The following is a 16125-nucleotide window of genomic DNA, read 5'->3' on the forward strand; positions in this document are numbered from 1 at the left end:
CGATAGGCGTGTCGGTCCCACACTCGGCTTGCCGGGTCCGGTTGGGTGGTGCCCGTGACTTCCCCGGCCCTCGACGTGCCCATGACGGCGCGCCAGGTCGAGCGGATCGAGGAGCGGGCCGCGCAGGCTCTCTCTGATGAGAAGTACGTGACCCGGCGCGGTGCCCGTTACGCGGCCTTGCGGACCATCTGGCGCGTCTCTGAGGTCACTCGTCTCGCGACCTGCCGCCGGGTAGGTACCGGCGACGGGATCGAGGTCCGAGTCAAGGGCACGCCCGGTCAGCCTGGTGCGCGGGCCGCGATCGCCGGTATCCAGACCTGCGGATCGGTGTGGGCCTGCCCTGTCTGCTCGGAGATCGTCAACGCTGACCGTCAGGCCGATATCGACGCTGCCGGTAGTGCGTGGCTGGAGGCCGGGAACTCGATCTCGTTCGTGACCTTGACGCTGCGTCATCGGACCTGTGGCCGGGGGACCGGCTGCGAGTTCCGGGAGGTCTCCAAGCGCGGGCGCGTCCTGTTCCGGGAGTGCATGGTCCACGGCCTCGCGGCGTTGTGGGATGACCTGTCGGGCGCGTGGGCTGATGTGACGGGTGGCCGGTCGTGGCACGGGTCGCCGGTCAAGCGGCTCGGTGCTCGGGCGGCGAAGGTGATGACCGATGGTCTGCACAATCACCGGGCGATGGGCGTCACGATGGATGACTGCGGCGGCATCTGCTCGCAGCCGGTCCACGGGCCGCGCACTGCGGACGCGGCCGGGTTCGCCGCGCATCACTCGATCGTGGGTTATGTCAGGCTGGCGGAGGTCAAGCACGGTCGCAACGGCTGGCACCCGCACCTGCACGTGCTGGTGTTCCACCACGGGAAGACCACCGACGCGGACCGGGAACGACTCCGTGGCGACCTGTTCTCGGAGTGGTCGGCGGCACTGGAGGCACGGGGTCGCTCGGCGGTCGAGCACGACGCTGAGGGCAACGCGGTCTCGATCGACGTTCGCCCGGTCGAGTCGGCGGCGTACATCGCGGACTACATGACGAAGACTGGGTACCAGCCGAACGTGACGGCGATGCGCGCGGCAGCGTTTGAGGTCACCGGCTCGCACGCGAAGACGGCTGGCAAGGGCGGCATGACGCCGTTCCAGATCCTCGCCGGGATCGTCTCGCATGAAGCGAACGTGACCGTGCTACCTGACGGTGAGACCTGGGTGGACAAGCGCACCGGCCAGCTGCTCACTGAAGACGAGGTCGAGACGTCCACGCGCAACCTGCTGCGCTGGCGCGAGTGGGAGCACGCCTCGGCTGGTCGCCGTCAACTGACGTGGTCCCACGGACTGAGGGCGCTGCTCGGCCTTGGTGCCGAGGAATCAGACGAGTCGGTCGTTGACAATCACGCCCTCGGCGGGGAACCTGTGGACCTAGGGTGCGAACTGCCGATAAGTGACATTATGACATTGTGCAGAAGAACGAGACCCGCTTTCTGGCGCTTCACCTGTGGCCCCCGCGCCCGTTCGCCGGCTCGCAGCACACCTGACCTCCGAACACCGTCGACGTGGTCGACGCGGCGATCGGTGCTGCCGCTCAGTTCTGTCAGCGCCATCCTGAGCGATCCGCCCACGAAACGATCCCGGCAAGAACGCGTTCGGTGATCTCGTCGGCCGGCGAGATCACGGCAAACTGACATAACGTCACCCACAACCGAGGCGATGCCCGGACCGCGGACGCCGTCTGCGGCGCGACCGACGAGAGGATCGCCTCGACCTCGGCCACAGGTGAGTTCCAGCCCGTTCACCTACTGCCCGACCCGGCCGTCGACGCACTCGCGCAGCAGGTCCGCGTGTCCGCAGTGCCGGGCGTACTCCTCGACCCGATGCACCATCAGGTCCCGTACGACGACCTGGGCGCGTCCCAGCGTCGACGACAGGTCGCCGACACCGGCGAGCACCGCGTCGGTGGCGGCCTGCTCGCGCGCCAGGTCGGCCCAGGCCGCGTCGACGACCTCGACCTCACCGACGGCGCCGTCGAAGTCGCCGTCAGGCTCGCCGTACAGGCCGGGCAGTGCCGGGCCGTCGGTGACCCAGTTGTGCCAGTCGCGCTCGACCTCGGCGAGGTGGCGGACCAGGCCGAGCAGCGACATGGTCGACGGTGGGACCGAGCGGCGAGCGAGCTGGGTGGGGTCGAGGCCCTCGCACTTGAGACGGAGGGTGAGGCGGTAGTGGTGGAGATAGTCCTCAAGGGTGGCCCGCTCCCCCTCGGCGGCCGGGCCGTCGCTCTCGCGAGGATCGTCGGCGGCGTCGAGCCACATGTCCGGGTGGACGGTGGCCTGGGTCCAGCGGGTGGTCACGGCCGGATCCAGCCCCGGCGCAGGCCCTCGTCGACGAGCAGTCCGGTGACCTCGCCCAGGGAGGTGGATGCGGCGACGACGCCGGCCTCGCGGGCGCGGACGGTGGCCTCGGAGGCGCCGGCCATGCCCCAGGTGCCGCCGCCGTTGAGCCAGTTCAGCAACATCGGCTCGAGGCGGTCCATCGCCTTGCCGAACCGGGCCTCGGGGGTGGCGGCGGACTCGAACTCGTCCCACAGCGCCCGCATCGAGGCGGCCTGGTCGGGCGGCAGCAGGCCGAACAGCCGTTCGGCGGCCGCGAGCTCGCGCTCCTGCTGGTCGTCGGCGGCGCCGGGGACGAACACCGGACTGTCCCCCGCGTAGATCTCGACCAGGTCGTGGACGACGACGAGCTTGACCGCGTGGCCGACGTCGATCGGCTCGTCGGCGTACTCCGCGAGCAGGACGACCATCAGCGCGAGGTGCCAGGAGTGCTCGGCGTCGTTCTCGCGACGGTCCGCGGCGGCGAGGGGCGAGGCACGCAGGACGGTCTTGAGCTTGTCGGCCTCGGCGAGGAACCTCAGCTGAGCGGCCAGGCGATCGGGTACGCCGGCCGGGAGGGGCTGGCGGTCGATGAGCAGGGCGTCGTCGTCCATGTCCCCCACCCTGCCACGGTCCGGTCTCAGAGCTCGACGTCGGCGAAGTGCTCGACCACCGGGAAGGGCTCGTAGAAGCGATGCAGCAGACCGCGCCACGTGCCGTACTCGGCCGAGCCTCGGAAGCCGACGGTGTGGTCCTCGAGCGTGTCCCACTCGACCAGCAGCAGGTAGTGGCTGGGCGTCTCGAGCGAGCGACGAAGCGCGAGGCTGCGGAACCCGGGCATGGCGGAGATGATCGACCTCGCCTGGCCGAACGCCTTCTCGAAGTCGGTCTCCTGGCCGGGTCGGACGGGCAGGACGGCGTGCTCGAGGATCATGGCCCGATCCTGTCAGCCGACCCGCGGCACCGCCTGCTCGACCAGCGCGCTCGCCCACCGCTCGGGATCGTCGGCGGGCGGCATCAGGGCGGCCAGCGAGATCCCGAGGCCGGCGTACTCCTCCATCTCGCGGGCGAACCGGTCCGGTTCGGCGACCGGGTCGCCGAACCACAAGACGGTCTTGCGGATCTCGTCGTAGTCCCGGCCCACGTCGTCGCAGTGGCGGCGCAGCACGTCGAGCTTGGCGGCCACGCCGGCGGGTCCCTCGCCGGTGAAGAGGTTGCACGCGTCGCCGTACTGCGCAACCAGGCGCAAGGTCTTGCGCTCCCCCGACCCGCCGATCAGGATCGGCACCCGGCCGCGCGCGGGCTGCGGAACGCTGATCGTCTCGGCCAGGCGGTAGTGGGCGCCCTCGAACGGACCGTCGTCGTCGCTCCACATCTGGCGACAGATCCGCAGGGTCTCCTCCAGCCGCTCGAAGCGCTCGGCGACCGGCGGGTACGGCACACCGAGGCCGGCATGCTCGCGCTCGTACCAGGCGGCTCCGATCCCGAGCCAGGCCCGCCCACCCGAGAGCACGTCGAGGGTGGTCGCGATCTTGGCGAGCAGGCCCGGGTGGCGGTAGGTCACCCCGGTCACGAGCAGGCCGAGCTCGATCCGCTCGGTGCGACCGGCCAGGAAGCCGAGTGTCGTGTAGCCCTCCAGCATCGGCTCGGCGGGTCCGCCCGAGACCTCCATCTGGAAGTAGTGGTCCATCACCGTGAACAGGGCGATCCCGCCCTGGTCGGCGATCTGTGCGGTGCCGGCGAGCCGCTCGGCAAGGCGGCGGTCCCACTCGGGGTGGCTGAAGCTCGCGTAGTGGATACCCAGGTCCATGCCGCCAACCTACGCCCGGACACCCCGCCGGCGGGCTCAGGTTCGCTGCGTACCATGCGCCCCATGCGCTCTCGCCTGCTCGCCGGAGTCCCGGCCCTGCTGCTCCTCGCGTCGCTGTCCGCCTGCGGCGACGACTCCTCCGACTCCTCCGCCTCCGACCCCGAGCAGGCCGAGACGACCACGCCGTCGGCCGCCGCGACCACCACCGCGGGTGCGCCGGACGCCGCCGGCCAGTGCGACTGGGAGCAGGACGGCGAGGCCGCCCGGAAGGTCGACCTCCCCCCGACCACCCCCGAGTACACCGGCGACGTCACGGCGGTGCTGACCACCTCGATCGGCAAGCTGACCGCGACCCTCGACGCGACGAAGGCCCCCTGCACCGTCGAGTCGTTCGCCTCGCTCGCGAAGCAGGGCTACTTCGACGACACCTCCTGCCACCGCCAGGGCAACGACCCGGGCTTCGAGTTCCTGCAGTGCGGCGACCCGTACTTCGACCCGACGGCCGCCGACGCCGACCCGAGCACGGGCACCGGCGGTCCGGGATACACCATCCCCGACGAGGTCGACGGCACCGAGACCTACCCGGCCGGCACCCTCGCCATGGCCAACACCGGCCAGCCCCACAGCGGCGGCGGCCAGTTCTTCATCGTCTTCGGCGACTCCCAGTTCCCGCCCGACTACACGGTGTGGGGCCACCTCGACGCCGCGTCCCTGAAGACGCTGACGAAGGCCACCGCCAGCGGCAACGACGGCTACTGGGCACAGAGCGGCGGCGGGCGGCCGAACACCCCGGTCACCTTCGAGAGCATCAAGGTCGGCTGAGCCGGGCTCAACCCGCGGTCAGCGCGACCGATCGCTCCCACAGCGCCCGGGCCAGCGCCTCGTCGTCGGCCTTGCGCGACATCCGGGCCGGCGCCGGCCAGCCCCACAGCTCGGTGCGCCCGTGCGGACCGACGTAGCTGCCGCCGGCGACGTCCATGGTCGCGGCGTAGACGATGCACAGTGCGCCGCGCCAGGCGGGCATGCCGACCAGCTTCTGTCCGTAGTGGCCGATCGCGGTGACGACAGGATGGCCGGAGCCGCTGGTGATCGCCGTGGCGGAGGCACCGGGGTGGGCGGCGACGGCCCGGACCGGTGAGCCCTCGGCGCGCAGCCGGCGGTCGAGCTCGCGCATGAGGAGCAGGTCGGCGAGCTTCGAGTCGCCGTACGCCTGGAAGGGGCGGTAGGGACGGCGCTGCCAGCCGAGGTCGTCGAGGTCGATGCGACCCGAGCGGTGCTCGCGCGAGCTGACCACGACGACGCGGTCGGTCAGCAACGGCAGCAGCAGCCGGGTCAGCAGGAAGTGACCGAGGTAGTTGGTGGCGAAGTGCAGCTCCACGCCCTGCGGCGTCACGGCGTGCGGTACGCCGAGCACGCCGGCGTTGTTGACCAGGACGTCGACCGGCCGGCCGTCCTCCACGAGCCCGGCCGCGAAGGCGCGCACCGAGTCGAGCGAGCTCACGTCGACCTGGCGCACCTCGACCCGCCCCTTGTCATGGCCGGGCACGGTCCGCGCCGCGGCCGAGGCCTTCGCGACGCTGCGGCAGGCCATCACGATCTCGGCGCCGCGGGAACCGAGGATGCGGGCGGTCTCGAGCCCGAGGCCTCCGTTCGAACCGGTGATGACGAACCGCCGGCCCCGCTGGGGCGGCACCTGGGTCCACGCACGCATGGCCCGAACCCTCCCACATCCTCGCTGCAGCCGGTTGAGTTCTAGGCTGGCCGGATGAGCCTGACCCGCGCCGAAGCCGAGCACCGCGCGAGCGTGCTCACCGTGACGTCGTACGACGTCGAGCTGGACCTCGCGCGCAGCGAGGAGACCTTCGGGTCGGTGACCACGATCCGGTTCCGCAGCGAGCGGGCGCAGACCTTCGTGGACGTGAAGCCACGGGCGCTGCACGTCGTCCGGCTCGACGGTCAGTCGCTCGACGTCGACGACGTGAAGGACGGCCGGGTCCCCCTCGACCTCACCGCCGGTGAGCACGAGCTGGTGGTCGAGGCGACTATGGGCTTCCGCAACGACGGCGAGGGCCTGCACCGCTCGGTCGACCCGGCCGACGGCGAGGCCTACGTCTACGGCATGTCCTTCATGGACGCGGCGCCCTCGGTGTTCACGTGCTTCGACCAGCCCGACCTCAAGGCGCCCTACTCGATGCGGGTCACCGCGCCCGCCGACTGGCTGGTCGTCGGAAACGCCCCCGCGGTCGATGCGGGCTCCGACGGTGCCACGAGGCAGTGGACGCTCGGCCCGACGCCCCCGCTGGCGACGTACTTCGTCACGCTGGTCGCCGGTCCGTACCACCTGATCCGCGACGAGCACGACGGCATCCCGTTGGGGCTCAGTGCGCGGCAGAGCCTCGCCGCGACGCTGGACCGTGAGGCCGACGAGCTGTTCACGCTGACCCGGCAGTCGTTCGACGAGCTGCACCGGCTGTTCGGGGTGCGCTACCCGTTCGGCGACTACCACCAGGCGTTCGTGCCCGAGTTCAACGCGGGCGCGATGGAGAACCCCGGTTGCGTCACGATCCGCGACCCACTGCTCTTCGAGGGCAGCAGCACGCGCGCCGACCGCAGCTTCCGCGCCGCGCTGGTCGCCCACGAGATGGCGCACCAGTGGTTCGGCAACATCGTCACCCCGACGTGGTGGGACGACCTGTGGCTCAACGAGTCCTTCGCCGAGTACATGGGCTACCGGGTCATCGCCGACGCGACGGAGTACGCCGACGGCTGGCTGCACCAGTCCTACGCCCGCCGCACGTGGGGCATCACCGCGGACCAGCGCCCGACCACGCACCCGGTCGCCGGCAACGCCGCACCGGACGCCCTCTCGGCGCTGCAGAACTTCGACGGCATCTCCTACGCCCGCGGCTCCAACGTGCTGCGCCAGCTGGCCCACCGGCTGGGCGACGAGGCCTTCCTCGGCGGCGTGCGCGAGCACTTCGCCCTCCACCGGTTCGGCAACGCGACCATGCACGACCTGTTCGCGAGCTGGGAGCGGGCCGCAGGCGGCGCCAGCCTCGACGGCTTCGTGAAGGACTGGCTGCTCACCCCCGGCGCGGATCGGCTCGACGTCGACCGCGCGGCCGGGGTCGTGCGGCGTACCTCTCCCCCGGCGCATCCCGCCGAGCGTCGCCACGAGCTGGTCGTGGCCACCCATGGCCCGGACGGGTGGACCCAGCGGCCGATCGTCGTCGACGGCCCCGCGACGCCGTTCGAGGCCGGCGACGCCCCGGTGCTGCTCGACGCGACCGAGACCACCTGGGCGGTCAGCCCGCCGGACGCGCTGACGATGGCGGCGCTGCCCGCGCTCGCGCCGGCGATGACCGACCCACAGCTGCGCGCGACCATGTGGAACAGCGTCCGGCTCGGCCTGTTCGAGGGGGCGCTCTCCCCCGCCGACGTGGCCGAGCTGCTCGCCACCGCGCCGCCCGTCGAGGACACCGCCGACGGAGTCCGCAACCTGCTGCCGTGGGTGCTGGAGACGGTGCTCCCGATCGCGCCGGCCGGGACGACGGAGCGGTTCCATGCCGCCGTACGCCGGGCGGCCGAGGCCGCGGAGGCCGGCTCGGAGCTCCAGCTGTCGGCGTTCCGGGCCACCGTGCTGTCGGCTGCCGAGGCCGGTGAGCTGGAGCGCTGGGCGTGCGGCGAGGACCTGCCCGAGGGGATCGATGGCGACAGCGACCTGCGCTGGAAGGCCCGGCGCCGGCTCGCGGAGCTGGGCGCGACCGACCGGGCCACGCTCGACGCCGCGCTCGAGGCCGAGCGCAGCGGCGCGGCCACCGTCCACCACGCGCGGGCGGTGTCGTCGCTGCCCACGACGGAGGCCAAGGAGTTCGCCTGGGCGCGGGCCACCGGCGAGGTCTCGGTCCCCAACTACGAGGTCAAGGCCGCCGGCAACGGCCTCTGGCAGGCCGGGCAGCTCGACGTCACCGCGCCCTTCGCGGCCGCCTACTTCGACCAGCTCGCCATCATCGTCGGCGCCCACCAGGGCTGGGTGCAGGGCGAGGTCGTCGAGGCGTACTTCCCGATCACCCACCTCGACGACGCGACCGCGGCCGCGGCCGTGGCAGCGCTGGAGCAGGACCTCCCCGGTGCCGTACGCCGGCGGCTGACCGACCGGCTCGACGAGCTGCGGCGGCGCCGGGCCGTGCTGTGACCGGGGTGAGGGCGCGGCGCCCAGGTCCCACGACCCGGCTGCGGGTCCAGGAGCACCGCGGCGACGACACACGACGGCACGAGGACCGGGTGCTCACCGAGGAGCCGCTCGAGATCCGGCTCGCGTGGCCCGGCGGGCCGGCACGACGGGTGTGGACCACGCTGCGCACGCCCGGGCACGACTTCGAGCTGGCCGCCGGCTGGGTGCATCACGAGGGCCTCGGGCGGGCCGCCGGGGTCGCCTACTGCACCGACGTCGAGCTGCGCCCCGAGCAGGAGTTCAACGTCGTCACGGTCACCCTCGAGACCGTCCCGACCCGGGTGCCGAGCCAGCTCGACGCACTCAGCGCCGGATCAGCCGCGTGCGGCGTGTGCGGCACCGACGAGGTCGACGAGGTGCTCGCCCGCCGGCCCGCGCCGCCCTGGTCCGGTCCGCTCCCCTCCCCCGAGCTGGTCCGGCGCCTGCCCGACCTGATGCGGCCCCAGCAGCGGCTCTTCGAGCGGACGGGCAGCGCCCACGCGGCCGGATTGTTCACCGCCGACGGCACCCTGGTCGCCACACGCGAGGACGTGGGGCGGCACAACGCCGTCGACAAGGTGGTCGGGGCGCGGCTCCTGGCCGGCGCTCCGCCGGCCGAGGCGGTCCTGGTCATCAGCGGGCGGGCCGGCTTCGAGCTGGTGCAGAAGGCCGTCGCCAGCGGCATCGGCACCCTGGTCGCGGTCGGCGCGCCCACGGGGCTGTCGGTCCGGCTGGCCGAGGCCGGCGGGCTCGCGCTCTACGGCTGGACCAAGGGCGACCGGACCGTCCGATACGCCTGATCCGGCGTGCCCCGAGGGGTTCTGTCGGGCCCTCCTGTTTGACTGAGTCCATGGCCATCCTCCTCGCTCTCCTCGTCGGTCTCCTGCTCGGTGCGGGTGTCGGCTGGATGGTGCGCCACGCCACGACCCCGACCATCCCTCAGGGCGAGGCTCCCGAGGTCGTGGCGGCTCGTCACGATGCGGTCGTCGCAGGCCTGCGCGCCGATCACGAGACCGCGCTGGCCGCGCTGCGCCATGACGTCCAGCGGGCCCAGCTCCAGGGCGAGTCCCGCACGGCCGAGGCCCGCGCTGAGGAGGCGGCCGCCCGGGCCGCCGTGCAGGCCGAGCTGACCGGCGCGCTGGCCACGGTCGACGAGCTGCGCGACGCCGTCGACGACGCCCGGGCGCGCTACCGCGCCCTCGTCGAGCAGCAGCGCCAGGCCCAGCAGGAGCGTGAGCGCGGCGAGTCCGGCCAGACCCAGGTCCTCAAGACGCTCACCCCGGTCGTCGAGCACCTCCGCTCGATGCAGCAGAAGGTCGACGAGCTCGAGAAGGCCCGGGTGCGCCAGCACACCGAGCTCGCCACCCAGATCCAGCACACCCAACGCTCCGTCGAGGACTCCCGCAAGGCCGCCGACACCCTCGCCTCGGTCCTCAAGAACAACGCCGTCCGCGGTGCCTGGGGCGAGACCCAGCTGCGCACCCTCGTCGAGACCGCCGGCCTGCTGAACCGGGTCGACTTCGAGCTGCAGCACTCCGTCGAGGCCGACTCCGGCGCCCGCCGCCCCGACATGGTGATCAACCTGCCCGGCGGCAAGCAGATGGCGATCGACGCCAAGGCTCCCTACAACGCGTTCATGGGCGCCCAGCGCGAGGGCCTCGAGCCCGAGGCGCGTCAGCGCCTGCTCGACGACCACGCCCGCAAGGTCCGCGGCCACGTCGACGTCCTCGCCCAGAAGGGGTACTGGACCGGCCTCGCCGTCAGCCCCGAGTTCACCGTCGCCTTCATCCCCAACGAGCAGCTGCTCAACGCCGCCCTCGAGGTCGATCCGTCGCTCATGGAGCACGCCTTCAAGCAGGGCATCGTCCTGGCCACCCCGACCAACCTGTGGGGCATGCTCAAGACCGTCGCCTTCACCTGGAAGCAGGAGGCGCTCACCGAGGACGCCCAGGTGCTCTTCGAGCTCGGCCAGGTGCTCTACCGCCGCATCCTCAGGCTCTCCGAGCACGTCGACAAGCTCGGCCGCTCGATCCAGCGCAGCGTGAAGGACTTCAACAGCTTCACCGGCTCCCTCGAGCGCTCCGTCCTGCCCGCCGCCCGCAAGCTCAACGCCGCCGACCCGGTCGCCACCATCCCCGCCCCGAGCGAGATCGAGGAGACGCCCAAGGCGCTCACGTCGGGCGAGTTCGCCGCCCTCGCCGACCTCGACCGCGAGGAGCTCACCTTCGACTTCGACGTGGCCGTCGACGCCGAGATCGTGGACGACGCGCAGGCCGGCTGAGGACCTGCCTCCACGACCGTCCGTCCGCGCGACACCGGGGCCGGCCGTCCCTCCGGCCGCCGCAGGCGCCGGACGGGACACCCCGCGCGGCGATGTCGGGGTGCCGTCGGCGTGTGCAGGACATGCGGTGCCCGAAGCTGAGAGGCGCCGACGGCGGGGTCCTCGCTTCGAGCCGTGCGGGGTGTCTCGGTAGGTGCCGGAGGCGGCCGGAGGGACGGCCTCAGGCGGTGGCGGCCGGAGGGACGGCCTCAGGCGGTGGCGGCCGGAGGGACGGCCTCAGGCGGTGCCGCGCGGCTCCACCCCGCCGGACAGGTCGACGGTGCGGCGGGCGTTGGCGAGCGAGGTGACCGTGGCGGTGCCGATCGTCCCGGTGCTGTCGAACACCTCCGCGGCGCCGACCGCGATCCCGTCGGCTGCCATGTGGTCGGTGGCACGCAGTCCGAGCCGGGTGCTGTCCGGGAGCCGGCACAGCGCCAGGTCGATGTCGGTGTTGATGTGCTCGACGCCGCGGCTGCCCCAGTTGGTGACCATGCTGGTGGCGTCGGCGATCGAGGCGACGGCCTGGAACGGCGTGCAGTCCTCGCCCTGCACGATGGGGATCGCGGTCTGCCAGGTCTGGTGCCGGCCGGCGTTCTGGTGGTCGCCGAAGTCGTCGGACCACGCGGCCGCGCTGGCGAACCAGGGCACATGGTGCTCGCCGGGCTCGGGCAGCAGATCGGTGGGCGGCGGGGTGGGCCGCTGCCCCGGTGCCGTCCAGACCTCGCCGGCGACGTCGGTCGAGGGGGCGAGGAAGGTCGCGCCGGCACGGGCGACGATCTCGCCCTCCTGCTCGACGACGGCATCGAGCAGCACCAGCCGCGGGCCCTCGCGGACGATCCGGGCCGACGCGGTGGTGGTGATCATCCGGGCGGGACGGAACAGGTCGACGTGGTACCGCGCGGGCACCAGTCCGCCCCGGCCGGCGTCGGTGACGGCATGCTCGAGTGCCCGGGCGAGCAGGCCGCTCACGGCGACGCCGTGCATCTGGTCGTCGCGCCACAGGCTCTGCGCGAGCGGCAGCGGGTCGAAGCCGGCGGTGGACTGCTGGAACCAGGCGAACTGGAACGCGTTCTCGTTCACGGGGAGCATCATGCCCCCTCAGGTCACAGCCGCGGAGCAGGACCCCCGGGGATCGGCGCCCGTGGGTCGTACGGCGTGCGCGTCCAGATGAACGTGGCGCACTCCAGATGCCCGACGGTGCCGTCCGCGCGGCGCACGACACGGAGGGTCTCGCCGCGGTGGTAGCCCGCAAGGCCGCGGAACCCGTCGCCGGCGGGCTCGAAGCGCTCCTCGGTCTCCCCGGAGCGCAGGTCGTGCATCCGCAGCTCACCGTCGGCCCACTCGATGCCGAAGCCGGTGTTGCCCCAGAACCAGACCCCGAGCACCTCCGTGACGAGCTCGGGGACCGGCCGCGGCGACGGCCGCCACGGCATCACCGTCCCGGACGCGGGCCCCGGCTCGGCGGCGAGGAGCAGCCCCGGTACCCGCTCGGCGCCGAGGCCGGTGGTGGCGTCGGTGAGGGCCACCACGGCGTCGCGGGTCGACCGGTCGACGAACAGCGAGGCCATGAAGCCGGGCATGGAGCCGGTGTGACCGACCAGGGTGCGGCCGTCGACGGAGAGCAGCCGCAGCCCGAGTCCGTACGCCTCGGCGGGAGTGGCGCGCTCGGCCATCTCGGCGAGCGTCGCCGCGGCGAGCACCTCGGGGTGCCCGGTGACGAGGAAGTCCGCCCACCGCAGCAGGTCGCCGACGGTGCTCCACAGCTGTCCGGCCGGCGCCATCGCGCCGGTGTCGGAGTGCGGCTCGGCGGACAGGGTGTGGGCGAAGTGGTCGACGCTGCGGCCGGGCGCGTGGTCGTCCGGCGGGTGGTACGACGTCGCGCTCATCCCGAGCGGCTCGAGCAGCCGCGACCGCACGACCGACCACCACGACGCGTCCCGCAGCCGGGCGACCGCCTCGCCGAGGAGGGCGAAGCCGAGGTTGGAGTAGTGGTAGCACTCCCCTGCCGCGGCGACCCGACCGGAGCCGTCGTTGGCGGCGAGCAGGTCGGAGACGGAGCCGCCGTCGACGCGCTCCCACCACGCGCCGGCGGGCTCGCTCTGCAGGCCCGCGGTGTGGGCGAGCAGCTCACCCACCGTGGCCGAGCCGTAGCCGCCGGGCACGAACCGTCCGATCGGGTCGTCGAGCCCGAGCCTCCCCTCGTCACGGAGCTGGAGCACCAGCACCGCGGTGAGGGTCTTGGTGATCGACCCGATCCGGTACGACGACGCGCTGGTCACCTCACGCCCCGCCAGCACGCTCACCCAGCCCTGCCACACCGGCGTGCCGCCGCGGGCGACTGCTGCCGAGACGGAGGGCAGCCGGCCCGCGGCCTGCAGCGACGCCAGCGCGTCGTCGTACGAGGTCACTCGACGTAGGCGTCCATCGGCGGGCACGCGCAGACCAGGTTGCGGTCGCCGTAGGCCTGGTCGATGCGGGCGACCGGGGGCCAGTACTTGTCGGGCGAGATGCCTGCCGGGAAGACGGCCACCTCGCGGGAGTAGGAGCGGTCCCAGTCGCCGACGAGCGCGCGGGCGGTGTGGGGCGCGTGGTGCAGCGGCGAGTCGTCGACCGCCCACTCCCCCGAGCCGACCTTGTCGATCTCGCCCTTGATCGCGATCATCGCGTCGCAGAACCGGTCCAGCTCGGCCAGGTCCTCGGACTCGGTGGGCTCGACCATGAGCGTGCCGGCGACCGGGAAGGACATGGTCGGGGCGTGGAAGCCGTAGTCGACGAGCCGCTTGGCGACGTCGTCGACCGAGACGCCGGTCTCGGCGGTGATCGGGCGCAGGTCGAGGATGCACTCGTGGGCGACCAGGCCGGACTCGCCGCGGTAGAGAACCGGGAAGTGCTCGCCGAGACGGGCGGCGACGTAGTTGGCCGAGAGCACCGCGACGGCGGTCGCGCGGGTCAGGCCCGCGCCGCCCATCATCCGGATGTAGGCCCACGAGATGGGCAGGATGCCGGCGGAGCCGAACGGCGCCGCGCTGATCGCGCCGGTGCCCTCACGCCGAGTGGCGTCGGGGTGCAGCGGGTGCGTGGGCAGGTACGGCGCCAGGTGGGCGCGCACCGCGACCGGGCCGACGCCGGGGCCACCGCCGCCGTGGGGGATGCAGAACGTCTTGTGCAGGTTGAGGTGCGAGACGTCGCCGCCGAACCTGCCAGGGGCGGCGTAGCCGAGCAGCGCGTTGAAGTTCGCCCCGTCGATGTAGACCTGGCCGCCGTGCTCGTGGACCAGGTCGCACAGCTCGGTGATGGTCTCCTCGTAGACGCCGTGGGTCGAGGGGTAGGTGACCATGATCGCGGCGAGCGTCTCGGCGTGCTGCTCGCACTTCGCGCGCAGGTCGGCGAGATCGACGGTGCCGTCGTCGGCGGCCTTGACCACCACGACCTTCATGCCGGCCATCACCGCGGAGGCCGGGTTGGTGCCATGGGCCGAGGACGGGATCAGGCAGACGTCGCGCTGGCCCTGGCCGTTGGCCCGGTGGTAGTTGCGGATGGCGAGCATGCCGGCGTACTCGCCCTGGGCGCCGGCGTTGGGCTGGATCGAGACCCGGTCGTAGCCGGTCACCTCGGCGAGCCAGCCCTCGAGCTGGTCGATCAGCTGTCGATAGCCGTCGGCGTCCGCGGCCGGCGCGAACGGGTGCAGGTTGGCGAACCCGGCCAGCGAGATCGGCTCCATCTCGGTGGTCGCGTTGAGCTTCATCGTGCAGGAGCCGAGCGGGATCATGCCGCGGTCGAGCGCGTAGTCGCGATTCGAGAGCCGCGCCAGGTAGCGCAGCATCGAGGTCTCGTTGTGATGGGTGTTGAACACCGGGTGGGTGAGGAACCCGGTGGTGCGCTCGAGGTCCTCGGGCAGCCCCGCGTCCCCCTCCGCCGACACGGCGGACACGCCGAAGGCGCCGAGCACGGCGACCAGGGTGGCCTCCCCCGCGGTCTCGCCGAAGGCGACGGCGACCGTGTCGGCGTCGACGATGCGCAGGTGGATCGACGCCTCGCGGGCGGCGGCCACGACGGCCTCCGCGCGCCCCGGCACCCGGACGGTGAGGGTGTCGAAGAAGGAGTCGTTGACGACCTCGACGCCCGCGGCCGCGAGCGAGGCGGCGGCGCGGCGGGCCAGGTCGTGGATGTCCCCTGCGATCGCTCGCAGTCCCTCGGGACCGTGGTAGACGGCGTACATGCCCGCGGTGACGGCGAGCAGAACCTGGGCGGTGCAGATGTTGGACGTCGCCTTGTCGCGGCGGATGTGCTGCTCGCGGGTCTGCAGTGCCAGACGGTACGCCGGACGGCCCTCCGCGTCGACCGAGACGCCGACCAGGCGCCCGGGCAGCTGGCGCTCGAGACCCTCGCGCACCGCCATGAAGCCGGCGTGCGGGCCGCCGTAGAACAGCGGGACGCCGAGGCGCTGGGCCGAGCCGACGACGACGTCGGCGCCGAGGGTGCCGGGGGCCTCGAGCAGGGTGAGCGCGAGCAGGTCGGCCGCGACGACGGCCAGGCCGCCGCGCTCGTGGACGGCGTCGACGAGCGGCTTCAGGTCGGCGACCCGGCCGGAGGCGCCCGGGTACTGGACCAGCACTCCGCAGACGTCGCCGTCGGGCAGCCCCGCGGAGAGGTCGGCGACCAGGATCTCGATGCCGAGGCCCTCGCAACGGGTGGCGACCACGTCGATGGTCTGCGGCAGCGCGTCGGCGTCGACGACGAACGGGCCGTGCGCCTTCGCCCCCTTGTTCCTGGGGAGTGCGCGGTGCGCCAGGGCCACGGCCTCAGCCGCGGCGGTGCCCTCGTCGAGCAGCGACGACCCGGCGGTGTGGAGGCCCGTCAGGTCCGCGACCATGGTCTGGAAGTTGATGAGGGCCTCGAGCCGGCCCTGGGAGATCTCCGGCTGGTAGGGCGTGTAGGCGGTGTACCAGCTCGGGTCCTCGAGCACGTTGCGCCGGATCACCGCCGGGGTCACGGTGGCGTGGTAGCCCAGACCGATCATCGACTCACCGGGGACGTTCGCGCCGGCCAGCGCCCGCAGCTCGGCCGCGGCCGTCTCCTCGTCGACGCCGGCGGGCAGTCCCAGCGGGTCGGTGGACCGGATCGACTTCGGGACGGCCGCGTCCATCAGCGCATCGAGGGAGGCGTGGCCGAGACGGTCGAGCATGGTCTCGACCTGGGTGTCGTCCGGGCCGATGTGACGGGTGACGAAGGGGGCGCTCATGGCTAGGCGTGCTCCTGGGGTGGGGTCGACATCGATCGAGCCCTCCCCCTCTGTCAGCGCATCACTGCACCTTCAGAGTCGCCTGCTCCACACGGTCCTGGCGCCTGAGAGGTTCCGGGGAGGGATTGCCCCTTCGGCGCAGGCACGGGACCTGACTCTCCCGTGCGGCATCAACAGCGGCTACAG

Annotated in this window: 13 protein-coding genes and 1 riboswitch; of the genes, 5 read left to right on the forward strand and 8 right to left on the reverse strand. The window is 72.7% G+C overall.

Going from position 1 to position 16125, the window contains the following annotated elements; genetic code table 11:
- The first annotated feature begins 54 nt into the window (after positions 1–54).
- Positions 55–1641, forward strand: coding sequence for a hypothetical protein (locus ACUP6Y_RS11720; RefSeq protein WP_462550877.1), 1587 nt, complete (start codon positions 55–57; stop codon positions 1639–1641).
- 143 nt (positions 1642–1784) lie between these two features.
- On the opposite strand, the gene ACUP6Y_RS11725 is transcribed toward ACUP6Y_RS11720, so the two are convergent.
- From ACUP6Y_RS11725 to ACUP6Y_RS11740, 4 genes are read right to left on the reverse strand one after another with little or no spacing between them, the layout of a single operon-like run.
- Positions 1785–2336 (reverse strand): DinB family protein, encoded by a 552-nt coding sequence (locus ACUP6Y_RS11725; RefSeq protein ID WP_462550879.1) that lies wholly within the window; start codon positions 2334–2336, stop codon positions 1785–1787.
- A complete protein-coding gene (locus ACUP6Y_RS11730; protein ID WP_462550880.1) occupies positions 2333–2968 on the reverse strand; it encodes an HD domain-containing protein in 636 nt (211 codons plus the stop codon). The genes ACUP6Y_RS11725 and ACUP6Y_RS11730 overlap by 4 nt, the downstream gene beginning before the upstream one ends.
- Before the next feature lie 26 nt (positions 2969–2994).
- Positions 2995–3288, reverse strand: coding sequence for an antibiotic biosynthesis monooxygenase family protein (locus ACUP6Y_RS11735; RefSeq protein WP_462550881.1), 294 nt, complete (start codon positions 3286–3288; stop codon positions 2995–2997).
- Between the two features lie 12 nt (positions 3289–3300).
- Entirely contained in the window at positions 3301–4164 is an 864-nt protein-coding gene (locus ACUP6Y_RS11740; RefSeq protein WP_462550882.1) for an LLM class F420-dependent oxidoreductase, read from the reverse strand.
- Positions 4165–4227: 63 nt separating this feature from the next.
- Between ACUP6Y_RS11740 and ACUP6Y_RS11745 the strand changes: the two genes are divergently transcribed.
- Positions 4228–4986, forward strand: coding sequence for a peptidylprolyl isomerase (locus tag ACUP6Y_RS11745; protein ID WP_462550883.1), 759 nt, complete (start codon positions 4228–4230; stop codon positions 4984–4986).
- A 7-nt stretch (positions 4987–4993) separates the two neighbouring features.
- On the opposite strand, the gene ACUP6Y_RS11750 is transcribed toward ACUP6Y_RS11745, so the two are convergent.
- A complete protein-coding gene (locus tag ACUP6Y_RS11750; protein WP_462550884.1) occupies positions 4994–5875 on the reverse strand; it encodes an oxidoreductase in 882 nt (293 codons plus the stop codon).
- A 54-nt stretch (positions 5876–5929) separates the two neighbouring features.
- Between ACUP6Y_RS11750 and pepN the strand changes: the two genes are divergently transcribed.
- Genes pepN through ACUP6Y_RS11765 form a run of 3 tightly spaced genes read left to right on the forward strand, consistent with a single transcriptional unit; the run spans position 5930 to position 10658 of the window.
- Positions 5930–8359, forward strand: coding sequence for an aminopeptidase N (gene pepN / locus ACUP6Y_RS11755; protein WP_462550885.1), 2430 nt, complete (start codon positions 5930–5932; stop codon positions 8357–8359).
- Between the two features lie 5 nt (positions 8360–8364).
- The gene (locus ACUP6Y_RS11760) at positions 8365–9177 is read left to right on the forward strand and encodes a formate dehydrogenase accessory sulfurtransferase FdhD (protein WP_462550886.1); all 813 of its coding nucleotides are present in this window, start codon (positions 8365–8367) and stop codon (positions 9175–9177) included.
- Between the two features lie 50 nt (positions 9178–9227).
- A complete protein-coding gene (locus ACUP6Y_RS11765; protein WP_462550887.1) occupies positions 9228–10658 on the forward strand; it encodes a DNA recombination protein RmuC in 1431 nt (476 codons plus the stop codon).
- A 276-nt stretch (positions 10659–10934) separates the two neighbouring features.
- On the opposite strand, the gene ACUP6Y_RS11770 is transcribed toward ACUP6Y_RS11765, so the two are convergent.
- The 3 genes from ACUP6Y_RS11770 to gcvP are packed head-to-tail and all read right to left on the reverse strand — an operon-like array spanning position 10935 to position 15939.
- On the reverse strand, positions 10935–11777 hold the full coding sequence (locus tag ACUP6Y_RS11770; RefSeq protein ID WP_462550888.1) for an acyl-CoA thioesterase domain-containing protein: 843 nt from the start codon (positions 11775–11777) through the stop codon (positions 10935–10937).
- Between the two features lie 23 nt (positions 11778–11800).
- A complete protein-coding gene (locus ACUP6Y_RS11775; RefSeq protein WP_462550889.1) occupies positions 11801–13105 on the reverse strand; it encodes a serine hydrolase domain-containing protein in 1305 nt (434 codons plus the stop codon).
- Positions 13102–15939, reverse strand: a complete 2838-nt coding sequence (gene gcvP, locus ACUP6Y_RS11780; protein ID WP_462550891.1) for an aminomethyl-transferring glycine dehydrogenase — start codon at positions 15937–15939, stop codon at positions 13102–13104. The genes ACUP6Y_RS11775 and gcvP overlap by 4 nt, the downstream gene beginning before the upstream one ends.
- 82 nt (positions 15940–16021) lie before the next feature.
- Positions 16022–16112: riboswitch (glycine riboswitch) on the reverse strand.
- Positions 16113–16125: the final 13 nt, after the last annotated feature.

It is taken from the genome of Nocardioides sp. S5-5, assembly GCF_054954065.1.

What these genes read in the sequence shown, in the direction of transcription:
- ACUP6Y_RS11730 (WP_462550880.1), bottom strand. Translation starts at nt 2,968, where the DNA reads ATGGACGACGACGCCCTGCTCATCGACCGCCAGCCCCTCCCGGCCGGC.
- ACUP6Y_RS11735 (WP_462550881.1), bottom strand. Translation starts at nt 3,288, where the DNA reads ATGATCCTCGAGCACGCCGTCCTGCCCGTCCGACCCGGCCAGGAGACC.
- ACUP6Y_RS11740 (WP_462550882.1), bottom strand. Translation starts at nt 4,164, where the DNA reads ATGGACCTGGGTATCCACTACGCGAGCTTCAGCCACCCCGAGTGGGAC.
- ACUP6Y_RS11745 (WP_462550883.1), top strand. Translation starts at nt 4,228, where the DNA reads ATGCGCTCTCGCCTGCTCGCCGGAGTCCCGGCCCTGCTGCTCCTCGCG.
- ACUP6Y_RS11750 (WP_462550884.1), bottom strand. Translation starts at nt 5,875, where the DNA reads ATGCGTGCGTGGACCCAGGTGCCGCCCCAGCGGGGCCGGCGGTTCGTC.
- pepN (WP_462550885.1), top strand. Translation starts at nt 5,930, where the DNA reads ATGAGCCTGACCCGCGCCGAAGCCGAGCACCGCGCGAGCGTGCTCACC.
- ACUP6Y_RS11765 (WP_462550887.1), top strand. Translation starts at nt 9,228, where the DNA reads ATGGCCATCCTCCTCGCTCTCCTCGTCGGTCTCCTGCTCGGTGCGGGT.
- gcvP (WP_462550891.1), bottom strand. Translation starts at nt 15,939, where the DNA reads ATGAGCGCCCCCTTCGTCACCCGTCACATCGGCCCGGACGACACCCAG.